Here is a 16,006-nt window from a genome sequence, read left to right on the forward strand (position 1 = left end):
AACTTCGGGGACGACGATCCATTCGACGCCCCCACCCTCGGGCCGGAGGAACATGTGCAGGGCATGAAGCGCCGGGTCTGGAGGTCCTCAACGGCCCCATGAACTGCACGGTCGCCTCGGGCTCGCGGCCGGGGTCGAAGACGCGGGCCTCCTCGTAGAGCCAGCCGGGCCGCTTCTGGTGGGATGCGGGGCGGAGTGCCGTGTTCACGCGCTGCTCTCCTGCCGAGTGCTGAGGTCGCAGCGGCGCATGAACTTCTCCCAGCCGCTGGTCGCGCGGACGCGCAAGGCTCGGCTTGGTGCTCCCGGTCGGGGTTCCGGCGAGGTGTACGTCCGGCCGCTGGCGTCGGGCGTGCGGCGGGGATGGTGCTGTCCACGGCGTTGCTCCTCTCCGACGGGGGATGCAGCGGGACGCTGGCGGCGTTGGGGACGGGCACGCGGCCCACTGCGTGGAGGCCACCCATGCGGGGGTGACAGCGTCAACGGGCATTCCCCGTTTGGGGCCTGTCCGTTTCGGCTTCTTGAACGTACGGTCGCGGCGGACACGGTGATCGCACCTGAGAGCGGAGGTCACCACATGGCAGACGAGACGGCGAAAGGGACGGCCGGGTTCATCTTCGAGATGGGCGTCATGAAGCAGGCCAAGCGGACCGGGTGGTGGTTCACCGGGAACAACAACCCCGAGTCGATCGCCGACCACTCGTTCCGTGTGGGGATCATCGGCTCCGTGCTGGCCATGATGGAAGGCGTCGACCCGGCGAAGGTCGCCCTGATGTGCCTCTTCCACGACACGCAGGAAACCCGGATCGGGGACATCCCACACATCGGCCGCCGCTACATCGACGCGGCCAGCAACGCGACGGTCACCGCCGACCAGGTCGCCCGCGCGCACCCTGCGGTCAAGGCCGGGGTGCAGCGGGTGGTGGCTGAGTACGAGGCCAACGACAGCCCGGAGGCGATCGTGGCGAAGGACGCGGACAAGCTGGAGTGCCTGGTGCAGGCATTGGAATACAGGGCCCAGGGCAACACGCTCGTCCAGGACTGGATCGACACCTCCCTGAACAGCCTCAAGACGGCGTCCGCCCGGGAACTGGCCGAGGCGGCGCTGAACATGTCGCCTTTGGAGTGGCGGCAGACCTTTCTCCGCTGACCCCACAGAACACGAAAGCCCCCGCGGTCGACTGGGATGCCGGTGCGGGGGCTTGGCGTAGGGGTCAGTCCTCGCGGACCGAGGCGATACCCGGGCGCTCAGCGGCGGGTCCGCAGCTCGGGGTGGTGTCTTGTGATCAGTACGTTCATGTCGCTGACGCGCGAGCGGTCACGGTCCACGTGGGCCTGGAAGCGGGCCACGACGTGGGCGGCGCACTCGGCGCAGGTTTCCGGGGGGATCGGCAGCCGCGGGAACAGGTCGGCAGGCTCCACTACACGGCCTCGATGTTGGCCACGGCCGTGGAGATCTCCCGGCCGGACGGTCCCCGGACGTACGCCAGCCTCACCCAGCACTCACGGACCGGGGTGTCGGAGACGTCCTCCCTGACCACCGCCATGAGCACACCCTCGACACCGGACGCGATGTCACGCACCCGCTTGTGGAGCAGCACGTGCGGGACGTCCTCGAAAGGACGGGGTGCTACGTCATGCATCACGGGGGCTTACTCCCTACCTCGTCTGCGGGTGGTGAGACGAGTGTGGGAGCACGACAAGGCCCCGACTATCACGACATATTGATAGTTGGGGCCAAGGATCCACTCAGCGTTATGCGCCCAGCCAGGACCCGTACGACAGGAAGGAATCGGGGAGTTGGCGGCGCGCCGCCTCCAGGCCCGCGTAGGTCTCGCGGACCGTCTGGTGATATCGAGCCTGCTGCGGCGCGGACTTCCTCGCCTTCAGCAAGTTCTGGAACGAGGCGTCGAGGTCGCCCGTCCACATCTGCGCCCGGGCCAGCTCCGCGTAATGGTGCGATCGACGGGACTTCGGCCAGTCGGCCGGGATCGTCACGCTGCGGCCCGCCTGCGCGGCCTGACCGTACTCGTCGAGCTCGGCAAGCACGCTGACCCGGTGCACGGCAACATTCGTCGGCCCGAACGCCAGCCAATACGTGCTGACCGCCTCGCCTGTGCCGGCGGCGATCCGCTCCGCTTCGGAGAGGTGCCCCTCAGCGCGACCGCCGTCCTTCGACCGGCCGGCCATCACTGCCGCGCCAAGATGCAGCTGCCCGGTGACGACCTCCCGTTCCCGGGACGGGTCCGCCTGCGCCAGGGTGCGCAGTCCGAGGTCCACCAGGCGCTCCCCGGTGCGGTACTCGCCGTCCCTGAGGTAGGTGAGCGCGCGCATGTACCGGTACATGCCGCCGAAGACAGCATCGGATGCCCGCTCCGCCGCCCAGTCCATACGGGCCAGGGCCAGCGCGGCGAGGTCGTAGTAGCCGAGCTTGCTGGCGACGTCGTAGGAGGTGCGGTAGAGGCTGGCCAGCAGCAGCCACCGTTCCCGGCCGGGTAGCGCGTGGGCTGCCGTGGTGGCCTCTTGGATGAGACCGGGGAGCCGGCCGGCGGTCTGCTTGATCTCCCCGGCCCGGACCGCGATGAGGAGTGCCTCGGCGTCATCGTTGAGGAGCGGGTGGGCTCGCGGACTGATGTCCGGGTCGGCGCCGAGGTCGTACACATCCAGGGCCTGGCGGATCGGCCGGATCAGGATGTCCAGTTCGTCAGCACGCAGTTCGGTGGCGTACGGCTGCCCGGTGATCGTGTCGACGGACACCCGAAGAGCGCGGGCGACTGCGGCGATCAGGTGCGGACTGGCCGGAATGACGCCCTGTTCGGTCTTGGTGTAGGTGCTGTACGGGACCTGGGAAAGGTCCGATACCGCCTGCTGGGTGAGGTGGCGTTCGAGGCGCAGGCGCTTCATGCGCGCGCCGGTGTGGTCGTTCGATAGAGAGTGCATGCTGGCTCCCGTTCAGACTCGACACCTGAACGGTACCGGCACACGACGAAGTCCCCTCCCGGCCGAACCCGCCCCGGTGGTCGGGTCACTCGCCGGAGGCGGTCTGCGCGCGCGACGCGGACAAGCTGGAGTACATGCTCCAGGGCATCGAGTACAAGGCCCAGGGCCACGAGAACGCGCAGCGGTGGATCGACAACAGCCGGGCCCGGCTCACGACCGAGACGGGGCGGCGGCTGGCCGACGAGCTGCTCGGACAGGGGCCGTTGGACTGGCTGCGGAACGCCCTCGGTGAGAAGGCCTGACACCATGGATGGCCAACCGCTCACGCACCCTTGGGGCGCTCAGCCCCGGACGGCCGTCGGACGCCGTCGGCGAGGAGCGCGTAGCGATCTGACGCGACCAGTGGCTCCTGATGTGCTGCTGGTCGCTGTTGCGTGCGGGTAGAGCCGCCACCGACCCGGAAGATGCCTGCGTACGGGCCCCGGGCGGAAGCCTGCCCGATGCCCGGGCCCCCGACCTGCCAGGCCGGGGTGGTGGCCCTTGACCGGACGCTGCCCCCGGGAACCGGGCAGCCGCTCCCTGATCCGGGGTGACCGGGTGCCGCACCCCGAAGCCAGGGGCCTGTCGGTGGGGGCGGGGGGCAACCACCTTCCGGCTGCCGGGGCCCCGGGGCGGCCGATGATCTTACCGATTCCTGACGCCCCCTCTGGGGACGCCCACAAGTCCCCTGCTGCCTCTAGCGTGTTCGTACATCCCCGAGTGCGACCGGTCGGCGCAAGCCGCACCCGATGCCGGTTCGAATCCGAGGAAGCCCGAAATTTCACGAGAAGGCGGAAAAATGACGGTCGAGACGCTTCCCCTCTGCGCCTACCCGGAGTGCACCAACCACCCCGAGGCGCCGACGCCCGGCAACCCCGAGCCCCGGTACTGCGCTCACCCCGACCACAACGCGCTGGGCGCGTTCCGCAAGTTCCGGGCCAAGCGGCAGCAGCGCAAGGACGAGAAGCGCCTGGCGGCCGAGGCCAAGAAGGCGGCCAGGACGGCGCCCGCCGCGGACGCCCTTCCTGTCGAGCGGACGATGGAGTCCGCGATGGAAGCCGCTCTGGAAGCCGCGATGCCGGGCACGGACGGATCCGGCCCTCGCGCCGACCTCGTGGCGCTCATCTCCCAGCTGTCCACGGACCTGCCGGGCTACATCGAGGAACTGGCCATCATCACGGACTCGGCCGCCGCCGAGGAGCGCATCCGGACCGTGACCCAGGCCGCGGCCCAGCGGACCCTGGACGCCGAACAGCGCACCGCGCTGGCGGAGGAGGCCGCGGACATGGCCGTCGCCCAACTGGACGTGGCCAAACACCGGTTCGAGGAGGAGGCGGACAAGATCCGCCAGGAGGCCGCGCAGCAGGTGGCGGACGTGGCGTTCGTACGGGCCGAGCTGGAGCGCTACCGCGAGCGGGTCGCCCAGCTGGAGGAGCGACTCGACAAGGTACGCGAGGAGGCGGACGCGGCCCGCCGGGAGCTCAGCGAGCTCGCACGGCAGACCGAACAGCACCGGTGCGAGGTCTGACGACCGCCCCCGAACCGCCAAGAATACGGCGCCGCCGCCGTTATAACGGGCACATTCAGGCGATCGTGGATTGCGAAGCGAATCACATAAGACAGCATCTGAAATTGCACGCATCCACCTCAGGGTTTTACGGATCAATGCGACGATTCGCCAGAGCTCCACCGATGCGCCGGCCACGCACTCACAGGCCAGTCCATTCACATATCGCAGCACAGAATTACCACAAGTGGAGGAAACGTGTCTCGTACCGTCAAGCGGACCACCAGGCTGGCAACGGTCGCCGGGATGGTGGCAGCCGTCAGCGCGGGAATGATCGTGACCGCACCTGCGAGCCAGGCGGCATCGGTCGCGGCCTTCCGCATCAGCAACTTCTCGGCAACCATCGCGAACATCTGCGTCCACACGGACGTCGCAACGCAGTGCTCGGGAAACATAGCGGCAGGAAAGAGCACGGTGTACAAGGTGGAGTACAAGGGGCCGCGCAACTGGTACTGCACTTCGACCGCGAAAGGACTGACCGGCACCGCCAGCACTCCTTATTTCAGCCGGGACGACGTGAAGGAATGCGCGGAGGTCGGCAACATTTTCGGAGCCAGCATCATGCTCAAGTGACCACCACCGGGGGCTCCGGAAGTCATCTCCGCCTTATATTACGGCTGAGCAATGGCAGTCCGGAGAACTCCGGCACCGTCGTCACATCGAACGACGGCTGAGAGTCCCGCCGCCGCCCGGTCTCATGGCCAGTGCCACTACGAGACCGGGCGCCGGACGCAACGCAGGCGCACCGCGTCCGCCGCCTACGGCTGCGGCTCGAAGTCCCAGTACGGGCGGTTCTGCTGGCGGGCCGAGACCGTGTGGACGTGTTGGGGGCCCAGCGTGCGGGTCAGGGCCTTGAGGCCCGCGTCCTCGTACTTCTGGGCCTCCACGTCCTCGCGGACCGACCGGAGGTCCGCCGCCAGGGCGATCTGGGCGCTCAGGGTCATCGGGTGGTCCGGGCCCAGGATCTGCTCGCAGCCGCGCAGGGTCTGCCGGCTCAGGTCCAGCGCGTCCTCCAGGCGGCCCGTGATGTTGCGGTGCCCGGTGGCGTTCAGGGCGCAGCCCAGGGTCCACGGGTGGCGGTCGCCGACCGCGCCGCGCATGCCGACCAGGGCCTGCTCCGCCAGGTTGAGGGCCTCGACCCGTTCGCCCTGGGCGCGCAGGACGAGGCCGAGGTTGCCCACCGTGCCGATGCTGTACGGGTGGGCCAGCCCGAGCTGCGTCTGGTAGCCCCGGACGACCTCCTCCGAGATCCGGCGGGCCTCGCCGATGTCCCCGTACTCCCGCAGGTAGGTGGCGTAGTCCGAGGCCACCATCAGGGTCCAGGGGAACTCCGCCCCGAAGACTCGGGTCGAGCGTTCCAGGACGCTGCGCAGGCGGGCCCCGGCGCCCGGGATGTCGCCGGAGCGGCGCAGGCACATGCCGAGGTTGTGCTCGGCGCGCAGGGTCTGGGGGTGGTTGATGCCCAGCACCTGGGAGTTGAGCTTGAGGCCCTGTTCCTGCCGGGCGAGGGCCTCCCGGTAGCGGCCCATCAGGCGCAGCCCCATCGCGCAGCCGATGCCGGAGGAGAGCGTGGCGATGTGCCGTACGCGCAGCACCCGCTCGCGGCGGCGCAGGGTGTCGAGGTCGGTGTCGTAGGCCTCCTGGTAGCGGCCCAGCAGCCGCAGCGCGACGGCGACGTTGTTCTCGGCGTTGAGGGTGGTGGAATCGTCCTCGCCGAGCAGCTCGCGGTACCGCGCCAGGGCGTGCTCCAACAGCTCGCGGGCCTGTTCGAACTTGGCCGTGCTGAGCAGCACCCCGGCGTACGTGCTGGTGGCGCGCAGGGTCTCCAGGTCCCGGTCGCCCCGCTCGGCCAGCATCCGGTCGGCGACGGATTTGGCGAGGGTCTCGGCGCGCTTGAAGTGCCCGAGCATCCGCAGGGCGCCGCCGTAGTGGTAGCTGAGCTCGCGGACCTGGTCGTGGTCGTCGCCGAGCATCGTGCGCCACACCGCGTCGGTCTCCTCGGCGAGCCGCAGGCAGGTGCGGTACTCCCCGGCGAGGATCAGGTAGCGCAGGCAGTGCAGCAGGAAGGTCTGGATCCGCTGGTTGCTGCTGGTCAGCACGCCTGCGGTCTCCAGGTGCGGGATCAGCTCGGCGAAGCGGGGCCACAGCCGGGAGTCGGAGGGTCGGCCCGGGTCGGCGGCGGCGAGGACCCGCCGGACGGCGCGGGAGAGCGGTTCGGCCTCCTCCTCGGAGAGGTTCTCGCGGACGATCCCGTGCACCATGCGGTGCAGCTGCACGGTCTCCAGCCCGCCGCCTCCCTCCTCCACGGACAGGTCGGAGTATTCGAGGCGGACGACGGAGAACTGGACGAGCTTGTTGAGGGCGGCGTTCCACCTGATCTGGTCGTTGATCAGCCCGGCGAGCTGCTCGGGCACGTCGTCGGCGGGGAACTCGCGCAGCAGCCGCAGCGGCACCGGCCCGGGGGCGAAGAACACGAACAGCCGCAGCAGGGCGAGCGCGTCGGGGAAGTTCTCCCGGACGTTGTTCAGCAGTATCGCGAGGGCGGTGGGGAAGGGCAGCGGGTAGTCGTCGGAGACGGTGACGGCCTCCCGGGAGTCCAGTCTGCGCTGGAGCAGCGCCAGGTAGTCGCCCACCGTCAGCGGGGAGTCGGCGAGCCAGCCGGCGGTCTGGTCGAGGGCGAGGGGGTAGTCCTCCAGGGCCTCGGCGAGCTGGTCGGCCTCCTCGCCGGTGAGCCGGCGGGCCCGGCGGCGGATGAAGGTGACGGACTCGGGCCGGGCGTACAGCGGGACTTCGATGAGGCTGGTGTGCCGGGAGGCCCATTCGCGGTTGCGGGAGGTGATGATGACGTCGCCCGCGCCCGACGGCAGCAGATCGGTCAGGTCGTCGGGGTTGTCGCAGCCGTCGAAGACCAACAGCCAGCGGCCGTACGGGGATCCGCGGCGCAGCGCCTCCAGGACGGCCCGGATCTGCTCGCCGTAGCTGCCGGCGCCGCGGGGCAGGCCCATCGCCGGGGCCAGGTCGGCGAGCCGCTCGCGCAGGGTGGGCCGGTCCGCGGCGGGGACCCACCACACCACGTCGTACTCGGAGGCGAAGCGGTACGCGTACTCGGTGGCGACCTGCGTCTTGCCCACCCCGGACAGCCCCAGCAGGGTGACGGTCGACGCGCCGGGCGGGGCGTCGACGAGGGCGGCGCGCAGCCTGCCGATGACGTCGTTGCGGCCGGTGAAGCGCGGGTTGCGGCGCGGGACCCGGCCCCAGATCTCGGGCGGGTCGTTCGGGAAGCGGGGGCCGCGGCGGCCGGTCTCGGTGCCGATCCGGTCGGTGGGCAGCTCGAGCCGGCGCAGCACCCGGTACTCCGCCTCGTACGCGTCCAGGCCCCACAGGTCGGTCTTCTCCAGCGCGGCGACGGCGCTGGGCAGCGGCGCGTCGGTGAGGCAGACGGCCGCGAACCGGTCGGGGTGGCTGTCGGTGACGGTGCGCAGCGCGGTGTTCCACTCCTCGTCGGTGTGGGTGCCGGCGGAGAAGTAGCGCTCGCTGAGGATGAGCAGGACCCGGCTGCCGCTGCGGGCCAGGTCGTCGAGGGCCGGAGCGAGGCCGGGGCTGCCCTGCGGGTCCCAGCGCGCGAGGGCGACACGGTGGCCGTGCTCCTCCAGGCGGTGGGCGATCCACACGGCCCAGGGCCGGTTGAACCCCGCGAAGCTGATGACGAAGCGCTGTGGCTGCGCGGCTCCGTCGCGGTCTCGGTCCTGCCGAAGTCCGGTGGTCATGCGGCCGTCTCCCTGGAATCCGGGCGGTGGACGGGGTTGAAAAGGTATCGCAGCGAACGGTCCGTCACCCCTGTGCGAACGGGGCGAGTTCGGGGTGCTGTGTGCACCAGGCGCGGCGTTCGCGGTCGACGGCGCGGCGGGCGACGGCGTGCTGGTCCCCCGGCGGCGGCAGGTCGTCCATGGCCCGTTCGGCGGCGGCCATGGCGGCGGTGAACTCGCGTCCGGCGGCGGTCAGTTGCGAATGCCTGCGGAGCGCGGGGAGGGCGGCGGCGACCTGGGCGCGGATGCGGGCGTGCTGGGCCCAGGCGCCGCGGGCGCCGTAGAGGGCGGCGCGCTGCCAGTACCCGGCGAGGGCCAGATGGGCGTACGCGCCGTGCAGGAGTCCCTCCAACGGGCGGGGGTCGCTGCGCCAGGGGGCCCAGTGCCGGGGCGTGCGGTCGGCGGTGTGCAGGGTCAGGACGTCGGCGAGGGCGGTGAGCTTGCCGTGCTGGACCTCGTGGACGAGGGTGGCGGCCAGCGCGGGCGGGGCCTGGGTGCGGGCGAGGACGGACCCGGCGGCCGCGGGCAGGGTGGCGCCGCTGGAGCGGGAGCCGCCGCCGAGCGGGACGACGGAGCGCAGCAGCAGGCCGATCTCGTCGGCGCGGGCGGTGTCGTACCGGTCGAGCAGGGTGAGTGCGCCGGACCACTGGGTGTCCCAGCGCTTGTGGCCCTTGGGGGTGAGCCGGCGGGCGGGGCGGACGGGCGCCGGGTGGGCGGGGCCGGGAGCCCGGTAGGGGTCGAGGTCGTCGAGGGCGGTGCGGCCGCCGGGCAGGGTGTGCAGGGCGAGGGTGGCGGGGTCGTCGGGATCCCAGGAGCATTCGGTGAGGGCGAGCGGGCCGGGCCGGGCCGGGCGCAGCAGCCCGAGGGTGGGCAGGACGAGCCGGCCGTGGGTGGGCCGCAGGGTGGCCTTGAAGGCGACGCCGGAGCGCAGGGCCGCGGCGACGGCGAGGGCCCCGAGGTGGCCGAGGTCGGCCGGGGGCCCGTACGGGGCGTGCAGCCGGCGCAGGGTCTCCTCGGCCCACACCCCGGTGGCCGGGTAGTGCAGTACGTCGCGGACGGCGTCGGGGTCGTGCCGTTCGGCCTCCTCGAGCAGGGCCCAGTGGTCGGCGGCCTCCCCGGCGCGCCCGCCGGGAGCGGCGTCGAGCACCCCGCGCAGCAGGACGAGCCGCTTGGAGCGGCGGATGTCGCGGACCAGGCGGGTGCCGTCCGCGGAGGGCTCGGTGGAGGCGAGGGCGCCGAGGAGGGCCGAGGTGACGGTGAACCCGGTCAGGGCGGCGGTCATGAGGCGGCGGCCTGCCGGGTCGCCTGGCCGGCGGCGAACGGGCCGAGTTGGCCCGCGCCCTGGACGGACGTGGCGCGGCCGAGCGGGCCGGTGCCCGGAACCACCGCCTGCCCCGTCGCCTGGCCGGCGGTGTGGCGGCAGGCCGCCTCGGCGGTGGCGGGGCCGAGCGTGGCGGTGCCTCGGGCCGACGCCTGGCCGCGGGTGAGCGGGGCGGTGCCCGGACCGGCCCCGAGACCGGCGACCTGCCGGGCGGCGGCAGCCTGCGGGGCCCCGGCCTGCCCGGCAGCCTGCTGCGGGGCGGCGCCGGGACCGTTGGCCTGCGGGGCGGCGCCGGGAGCGGTGGTCTGCCGGGTGGTGACGGCTTGCGGGGCGGCAGCCTGCGGGAGCGCCTGGCCCGCGACAGGTGGGCCGGCTGCCTGCCGGTCCCCCGCCGGGGCGGCGGGCTGCACGGCGACCGGCTGTCCGGGGGCGGCCTGCCGGTCCTCCCTCGGGGCCGGGGCCCGGCCGGGCACGGCCTGCGCGGCGGCCCGCTGGAGGGCGGCGGCGATGTGCCGGATGACGACCTGGAGGTCGGCGCAGTACACGGAGGGCTGGCGGAAGCCCTCGCCGGCGCGGTAGCGGTGCGGGTAGTGGCCGCCGCCGCAGACCTCGACGAGCTCGCAGGAGCGGCAGCCGTCGGCGAGCGCCTCCCGTCCGAGCTGGCGGGCGGCGAGCCCGGGGTGGTCGAGGAACGCGTCGAAGCTGTGGCGCTCCAGGGTCATCCCGGTGGCGGCGGCGCCGTCGTAGGCGGATTTGAGCGAGTCGGCCTGCTCGATGGCGCCGTCGGTCTCGATCACGGCGGTGGCGGCGGGGGCGAGGCCGAGGGTCTCGGTGGCGGCGGGCAGTCCGAGCAGCAGGGCGATGATCTCCTCGAAGATCCGGATCCGGGTCCGCAGCACCCCGTCGTGCCACCAGCGCTCGAAGACGGCGAGGAGCCAGTCGGCGTACGGGGTGCCGGGCGGGTGGTGGCCGGGCGGCGGGCTGCTCCAGTTGGCGAGCGGCAGCAGCAGTCCGATGGTCGGCGGGGTGAAGGCGAGCAGGGACTCGTACGTCTCCACCGGGTCCTGGGCGAGGTCGACGACGCAGAGCACCCCGGCGTAGCTCTCCGGGTGCCGGGCCAGGAGGCGCAGGCCGCGGGCGGCGGCGCCGAACCCGGGGCGCCCGGTGTGGTCCACGCGCCGCGCGTTGTGCGCGGGCAGGCCGCCGTCGAGGCTGACGCCGATGCGTATCCCGGCGGCGGCGAGCGCCGCGAGCCGGCCGCGGGTGAGCAGGGTGCCGTTGGTCTGGACGGTGGCGGTGACCCGGGTCCGCGGCGAGGTCCGGGCGAGGGCGGCCCGTACCGCGTCGACGGGGGCGGCCAGTCCCGCGGGGGCGGTGAGCAGGGGCTCGCCGCCGTGCAGGACGAGGTCGACGCGGGCCAGGTCGTGGGCGGCGGCGTGCTCGGCGATGCGGTCGGCGGCGCGGGCGACGGTGGCCGCGGACATGACGGCGGGCCGGCCGCGCCAGCTCTGGTCGGCCATCTCGTACACGTAGCAGTAGGTGCAGGCGAGGTTGCAGCGGCTGCGGGTCTTGAGCACGAACTGCCGTATCGGGTGCGGTCGGTGGCCTGCGGCGCGGAGCGCGGGCACGTCGAGCCGGGCGTACGGCCACGGCGCGTGGATCCGATGGGAGGGCAGCACGACGTCGCTCGTGTTGGTCTGCCTCATTGCCGATACCTCCCGCGCCGCGGACGGTGCATCCCTGCCCGGCGGACGGCACCGGCTAACGGCGGAAACGGGTCAACTGTGGCTGCTCTGCGTATCCTTGGGAATGCGGTGCGTGAGGAGTCCGGGTCAGGCCACTCCGGAGTCGAACGCGTTGAGGATCTCGGCAGGGTGGGTGACCCGCTCCACCATGCCTTCGATGACCCGGGCGAGCACGGGATGGTCGATCCCGCGCAGTGCGGCCAGGTCGAAACCGGAGAGGTCCGGTAACTGCCCGGGACAGGCGGAGGCCGCCGTTTCCACTTCCTGCTGCCGAGTCACCATGGGCTGCCCGTCCCCCTGTTGAGTCGCATGTCCGATGGTCCACTGCCCTTTCCCCGGCCCCTTCAAGCCTGGCCCGGGCGCGGCGGGCCCCTCACAGCCCCGCCTCCAGGGTGCGGACCCGGGACCGCAGCGCCTCCCGCCGGTCCGCGGCCGTCTCCCCGAGCCGGGTCCACAACTCCACGGCCGAGCGGTACGCGTCCAGGGCCGCCCGGGGCCGTGCCAGCCGTTCGAGCACCTCCCCGCGCAACTCCTGCGCCCGCGCTCCCAGTTCCACCGCGTCGTCCCGCCGCTCCTCCCGGTCGGCGGCCAGCGCGGCCCGCCAGGCGCGCCGGTAGGAGTCCGCCGCCCGGTCGAGCCGGTCCAGCGCCCGGGTGTGCGTGTGGATCTCCTGCTGGACGTCACCGTGCTCGCGCCAGGCGCGGGCCTGCTCCAGCGGGCTGCGGCTCTGCCGGACGGCCAGTTCCAGCAGGTACTCCGCCTCCCGCAGGTCCACCACGTCCCCCTCGTACCCGTGCCGCAGCCGCAGCCCCTCCGCGAGCCGCATCAGCCGCTGCGCGGAGCGGGCGTCGGACTGCGGCACCGCCGCCCGGCTGTCGCGCAGCACCCGTACGGCCGTCGAGGTGAAGCGCCGCCCGTCGGCGGCCCGCGCCCGGTCCAGGAGTACGTCGCCCCACTCGGGCAGCAGCTCCCCGTAGGCCTCCCCGTCGCGGGGGATCAGCCGGCGGGCCCTGCCGTACGCCTCGGCCGCGTCCTCCAGCGCCGCCGGGTCCGCGTCCCGCGCGTACCGGGCCCGGTGCACCCGCGCCAGGCACACCAGCCCGGCCAGCCGCAGCTCCGGGTCCCCGGTGGCCTCGGCCAGGGCCAGGTCCAGCTGCCCGGCCGCCTCCTCCAGCCGCCCGGGCAGGTACCGCAGGGCCGTGGCCAGCTCCACCCGTACGCGGGCGGCCGCCGCTCCCGACGGCCCGGCGGCCAGCCCGGCCGCCAGGTGCTCGGCGGCCAGAGCGGCCAGGGCCGTGCGCTCCTGCGGTCCGGGGGTGCGGGACAGCAGCGCGAGCAGGACCCGGCCGAGGGCCGGCCGCAGCGCCGGGTCGGAGGCCGGGCCGCCGAGCGCCGCCTCCAGCGCGGACCGCGCCTCGCGCAGCGCCCCCGTGTCCTCGCGGAGCTCGCCGATGCGGACCAGGGTCTGTGCCCGCCGCATCACGCAGTCCAGCCGCAGCCGCGGGTCCAGGTCCGGGTCGGGGGCACCGCCGACGGCCGCGAACTCCCGCTCCGCCGCGGCCAGCAGCTCCGCGTCCGGCTCGGCCGCCAGGGCCTGCTCGTACAGCACCCGGCCGAGCACGGCCCGGGCCGGCGGCGTCCCGATCCCGGTCACCGCCCGCTCGGCCTCCGCCAGCAGTTCCGGGTCCCGCTGCCCGGCCCACAGCCGCAGCAGCACCCCGGCCAGCTCGCACTCCGCCTCACCCGGCGGGTCCTCGGGCCCGGCGGGTGCGGCCACCGCCCGGCGCAGCACGGCGACGGCCTCGTACAGCCCGCGCTGCCCGCCGTCGCCCCCCTGACGGTCCTGCGCGGCGAGCCGGTCGCGCGCCGTGCGCACCGCCCAGGCCCGTCCGGGCGGGGGTGCGACGGGCTCGGTGGCCGCCGGGTCCCCGGCGGGCGGCCCGGGCAGGTAGCGCCGTACGACGCGTGCCGAGACCTCGGCGAAGGCCTGGGGGAGCCGCCCGGCGGGAACCCGCTCCTCGCCGCCCTCCTCGACCACCGGCGCCCCGGTCAGCTGCGAGACGGCCAGGGCGGGGAAGTTCCGTACGCCCCGCCCGAAGTGCGCGAGCACGTACTCCGAGCAGTGCTTGAGCACCAGTGCGGCCTCGTCCCGGCCGAGCGGCCCCAGCAGGACGTCCTGGACGCCGGGCACGAACTCGTACCACTGCCCGGAGGCCTGGCCGCGCCGCAGCAGCCCGCTCAGCAGCACCTCCGCCAGGTCCGAGGGCTCCGAGTCCGGCAGCATCGTGCGCTGCACCAGCCGCATCACGGGCAGGGTCAGCGGCGCCGCCGACAGGTACACCGCGAGCTGTACGGCGCGGGGCGAGGCGGAGGCGCGGAAGCGGCGCACCAGCTCGCGCGGCGGGCGGACGGCGCGCGGCGGCGGGACGGGCGCGGCGGGGTGGTCGGCGAGCACCCGCCCCACCTCGGCGGGGACGGGCCCGGTGCCGAGCCCGGCGACGAGGCGGGCCCATGCGCCGAGGGCGGTGGCGCTGGGCGGCAGGACGGGCACGGTCAGCCCGCCGGTGGGCCGCCCGGGGCGGGCCGGCCGGTCCGGCCGGAAGTGCAGCTTCCCGGTGCTGCCCTCGCCGCGGGTGAGGGTGCCCCGCTCGGTCGGCAGCCAGCTGCGGCTCCACAGCCGCTGCGGCAGCGGCTGGACGACGACGCAGGGGGTGCACTCGGCCCACCGGTGCAGCAGCCGCTGGGCCTCGCCCTCGCGCCAGAGCGGGCCGGCGCAGTCGGAGACGACCATGGTGAGCGCCCGTCCGGTCGGGTCCCGCAGCTGGTCCCCGGAGCGCAGCCGGCTGCCGGGGCCGGGTCCGCGCCCGACGGCGGGCCGGCCGTCGGCGAGCCGGTGCAGGTAGTGCACCTGCACGTCCCGGAAGGCACCGAGGCGCTCGCACACGGACCGCAGCTCCTCGAACATGTCGTGCCACACGGCCATGGACGGAGAGGCGTCCATCACCAGCCGTACGGTCGCCTCGCGCCGGCTCTCGGGCCGCAGCACCGGGATGACCAGCCCGAGGGCCCGGGCGCTGGCCTCGGCGGTGGCCGGCTCGTCGAGGACCAGGCGGGTGGGCGGGCCGGGCGGGCGGTGCCGCTGGAGGGCGCGCAGGGCCCGCTGGATCTCCAGGATCCGGGGCAGCGCGGCCGCTCCGGGGACCCGTACGGGCACTCCGGCCCCTCCCGGGAACTCGGCCGCATCCTCCGCCACGGTCCCGAGGACCCGGGAGGCGTAGAGCCTGACCGGGTCCTCGGGCTCGGGCTCGGGCTGTACGGGCTCCTGCTCGGGCGGTGGCGCGTCGCCCGCGGTCCGGGGCCGGCGGGGCGGCGCCGTCCGGTCCCGGTCCGGGGCGGCGGGTCCGGGCGGGCCGATCCGCCCGGCCAGCCACAGCGCGTCGGCGAGTTCCTCGGCCGTGGGGTCGAGCCCGGCGGCGCGCAGCAGCGCGGCGAGGTCGCGGATGGCCGCGGGGACGGGTGGCCGGTCGGGGGACACGGGCGCTCACCTCGGGCGGTCGAGGCGCTGGATGAGCAGGTCGGCGAGGTCCTCCCGGGTGGGCGGGGCGGCGTAGTGGGTGAGGTAGATGGCGTTCAGCAGCTGGTCGGCGGCGACGAGTTCGGACTGGGAGCGGCTGAGGAACTCGCGGATCAGGTCGGCCCCGAGCTGGGCGGCCTCCTCGCCGAGGTGTGCGCGGACCATGGTGGCGAGCCGTTTCTCGCCGGGCTGCCCGAGCTTGAGCTGGATGCAGCGGCGCAGCAGGGCCGCCGGGAAGTCCCGTTCGCCGTTGCTGGTCAGGATGATGACGGGGAAGGCCCGGCAGCGCACCCGGCCGCCCTGGACGGTGACCTTGGCCCCGTCGTCGGTGAGCACCTGCACCTCGGGCTCGCTGTCGGCGACCCGTTCCAGCTCGGGCAGGGCGAACTCGCCCTCCTCCAGGACGTTCAGGAGGTCGTTGGGCAGGTCGATGTCGCTCTTGTCGAGCTCGTCGATGAGCAGGACGCGGGGCCGTTCGGTGGGCAGCAGGGCCGTCCCCAGCGGTCCGAGCCGGATGTACCTGCCGATGCCCGGGGCCTTGCCGGCGGTGCCGGGCGCCCCGGCGGGGGCGCCGCCGCTCGCGGCGATCTGCACGTCCTGGAGCCGGGCGATGGCGTCGTAGCGGTACAGGCCCTCCTGGAGCACGGTCCGCGAGACCACGGGCCAGCGCAGCACCCGGCCGAGTTTCAGCTCGTGCGCGACGGCGTGGGCGAGGGTGGACTTCCCGGTTCCGGGGTATCCGGTCACGAGCAGCGGCCGCCGCAGGTACAGGGCCGCGTTGATGGCTTCCAGCTCCTCGGGCTCGGGGCGGTGCAGCTCGGCGGCCTGCCGGTGCGCCCCGAGGCGCCGCGTGACGTTCCCGTCGGCCGTGTCCGCCAGTCCGCCGGGCTCGCCCACGGGACCGCCGTCGAAGTCCCGCCACGGCGGCGGATCGGGCAGGGCCTCGATCCCGTCGTGGGGTTCGCCGACCCCTCGGTAAATGAGCCATTCCTCGTTCACGGCTGCTCCCTCCCCCTC

General features: G+C 73.9%; 12 protein-coding genes and 1 pseudogene. 4 read left to right on the forward strand and 9 right to left on the reverse strand.

Annotated elements, in window-relative coordinates; all coding sequences use genetic code 11:
• Positions 1-574: 574 nt before the first annotated feature.
• The gene (locus AB0I68_RS03295; protein ID WP_363175467.1) at positions 575-1,147 is read left to right on the forward strand and encodes an HD domain-containing protein; all 573 of its coding nucleotides are present in this window, start codon (positions 575-577) and stop codon (positions 1,145-1,147) included.
• A gap of 98 nt (positions 1,148-1,245) precedes the next feature.
• On the opposite strand, the gene AB0I68_RS03300 is transcribed toward AB0I68_RS03295, so the two are convergent.
• The 3 genes from AB0I68_RS03300 to AB0I68_RS03310 form a co-directional block, all read right to left on the reverse strand.
• A complete protein-coding gene (locus tag AB0I68_RS03300) occupies positions 1,246-1,419 on the reverse strand; it encodes a hypothetical protein (protein ID WP_363175468.1) in 174 nt (57 codons plus the stop codon).
• Complete coding sequence (locus tag AB0I68_RS03305; protein WP_363175738.1) at positions 1,419-1,640, reverse strand: hypothetical protein; 222 nt, start codon at positions 1,638-1,640, stop codon at positions 1,419-1,421. The genes AB0I68_RS03300 and AB0I68_RS03305 overlap by 1 nt, the downstream gene beginning before the upstream one ends.
• Before the next feature lie 112 nt (positions 1,641-1,752).
• The gene (locus tag AB0I68_RS03310) at positions 1,753-2,937 is read right to left on the reverse strand and encodes a helix-turn-helix transcriptional regulator (protein WP_363175469.1); all 1,185 of its coding nucleotides are present in this window, start codon (positions 2,935-2,937) and stop codon (positions 1,753-1,755) included.
• A gap of 89 nt (positions 2,938-3,026) precedes the next feature.
• Between AB0I68_RS03310 and AB0I68_RS03315 the strand changes: the two are divergent.
• The 3 genes and pseudogenes from AB0I68_RS03315 to AB0I68_RS03325 all read left to right on the forward strand — a co-directional run.
• Positions 3,027-3,239, forward strand: a pseudogene (locus tag AB0I68_RS03315) (HAD family hydrolase); the annotation flags it as partial.
• Positions 3,240-3,775: 536 nt separating this feature from the next.
• Positions 3,776-4,504 carry a hypothetical protein gene (locus tag AB0I68_RS03320; RefSeq protein WP_363175470.1) on the forward strand — a complete coding sequence of 243 codons (729 nt, stop codon included), beginning with the start codon at positions 3,776-3,778 and terminating at the stop codon, positions 4,502-4,504.
• A gap of 237 nt (positions 4,505-4,741) precedes the next feature.
• Positions 4,742-5,116, forward strand: coding sequence for a hypothetical protein (locus AB0I68_RS03325; protein WP_363175471.1), 375 nt, complete (start codon positions 4,742-4,744; stop codon positions 5,114-5,116).
• A gap of 185 nt (positions 5,117-5,301) precedes the next feature.
• On the opposite strand, the gene fxsT is transcribed toward AB0I68_RS03325, so the two are convergent.
• The 6 genes from fxsT to AB0I68_RS03355 all read right to left on the reverse strand — a co-directional run bounded on the left by fxsT (position 5,302) and on the right by AB0I68_RS03355 (position 15,988).
• The gene (fxsT, locus tag AB0I68_RS03330; protein ID WP_363175472.1) at positions 5,302-8,310 is read right to left on the reverse strand and encodes an FxSxx-COOH system tetratricopeptide repeat protein; all 3,009 of its coding nucleotides are present in this window, start codon (positions 8,308-8,310) and stop codon (positions 5,302-5,304) included.
• A gap of 64 nt (positions 8,311-8,374) precedes the next feature.
• Positions 8,375-9,631, reverse strand: a complete 1,257-nt coding sequence (locus AB0I68_RS03335; protein WP_363175473.1) for an HEXXH motif domain-containing protein — start codon at positions 9,629-9,631, stop codon at positions 8,375-8,377.
• The gene (locus AB0I68_RS03340; protein ID WP_363175474.1) at positions 9,628-11,376 is read right to left on the reverse strand and encodes an FxsB family cyclophane-forming radical SAM/SPASM peptide maturase; all 1,749 of its coding nucleotides are present in this window, start codon (positions 11,374-11,376) and stop codon (positions 9,628-9,630) included. Before AB0I68_RS03340 ends, AB0I68_RS03335 begins: the two co-directional genes overlap by 4 nt.
• Before the next feature lie 126 nt (positions 11,377-11,502).
• A complete protein-coding gene (fxsA, locus tag AB0I68_RS03345; protein ID WP_363175475.1) occupies positions 11,503-11,697 on the reverse strand; it encodes an FxSxx-COOH cyclophane-containing RiPP peptide in 195 nt (64 codons plus the stop codon).
• Between the two features lie 91 nt (positions 11,698-11,788).
• Entirely contained in the window at positions 11,789-14,950 is a 3,162-nt protein-coding gene (locus AB0I68_RS03350) for an SAV_2336 N-terminal domain-related protein (RefSeq protein WP_363175476.1), read from the reverse strand.
• A gap of 6 nt (positions 14,951-14,956) precedes the next feature.
• A complete protein-coding gene (locus AB0I68_RS03355; RefSeq protein ID WP_363175477.1) occupies positions 14,957-15,988 on the reverse strand; it encodes a MoxR family ATPase in 1,032 nt (343 codons plus the stop codon).
• Positions 15,989-16,006 lie beyond the last annotated feature (18 nt).

Source organism: Streptomyces sp. NPDC050448 (assembly GCF_040655295.1).
In the GTDB taxonomy this organism is placed as follows: domain Bacteria; phylum Actinomycetota; class Actinomycetes; order Streptomycetales; family Streptomycetaceae; genus Streptomyces.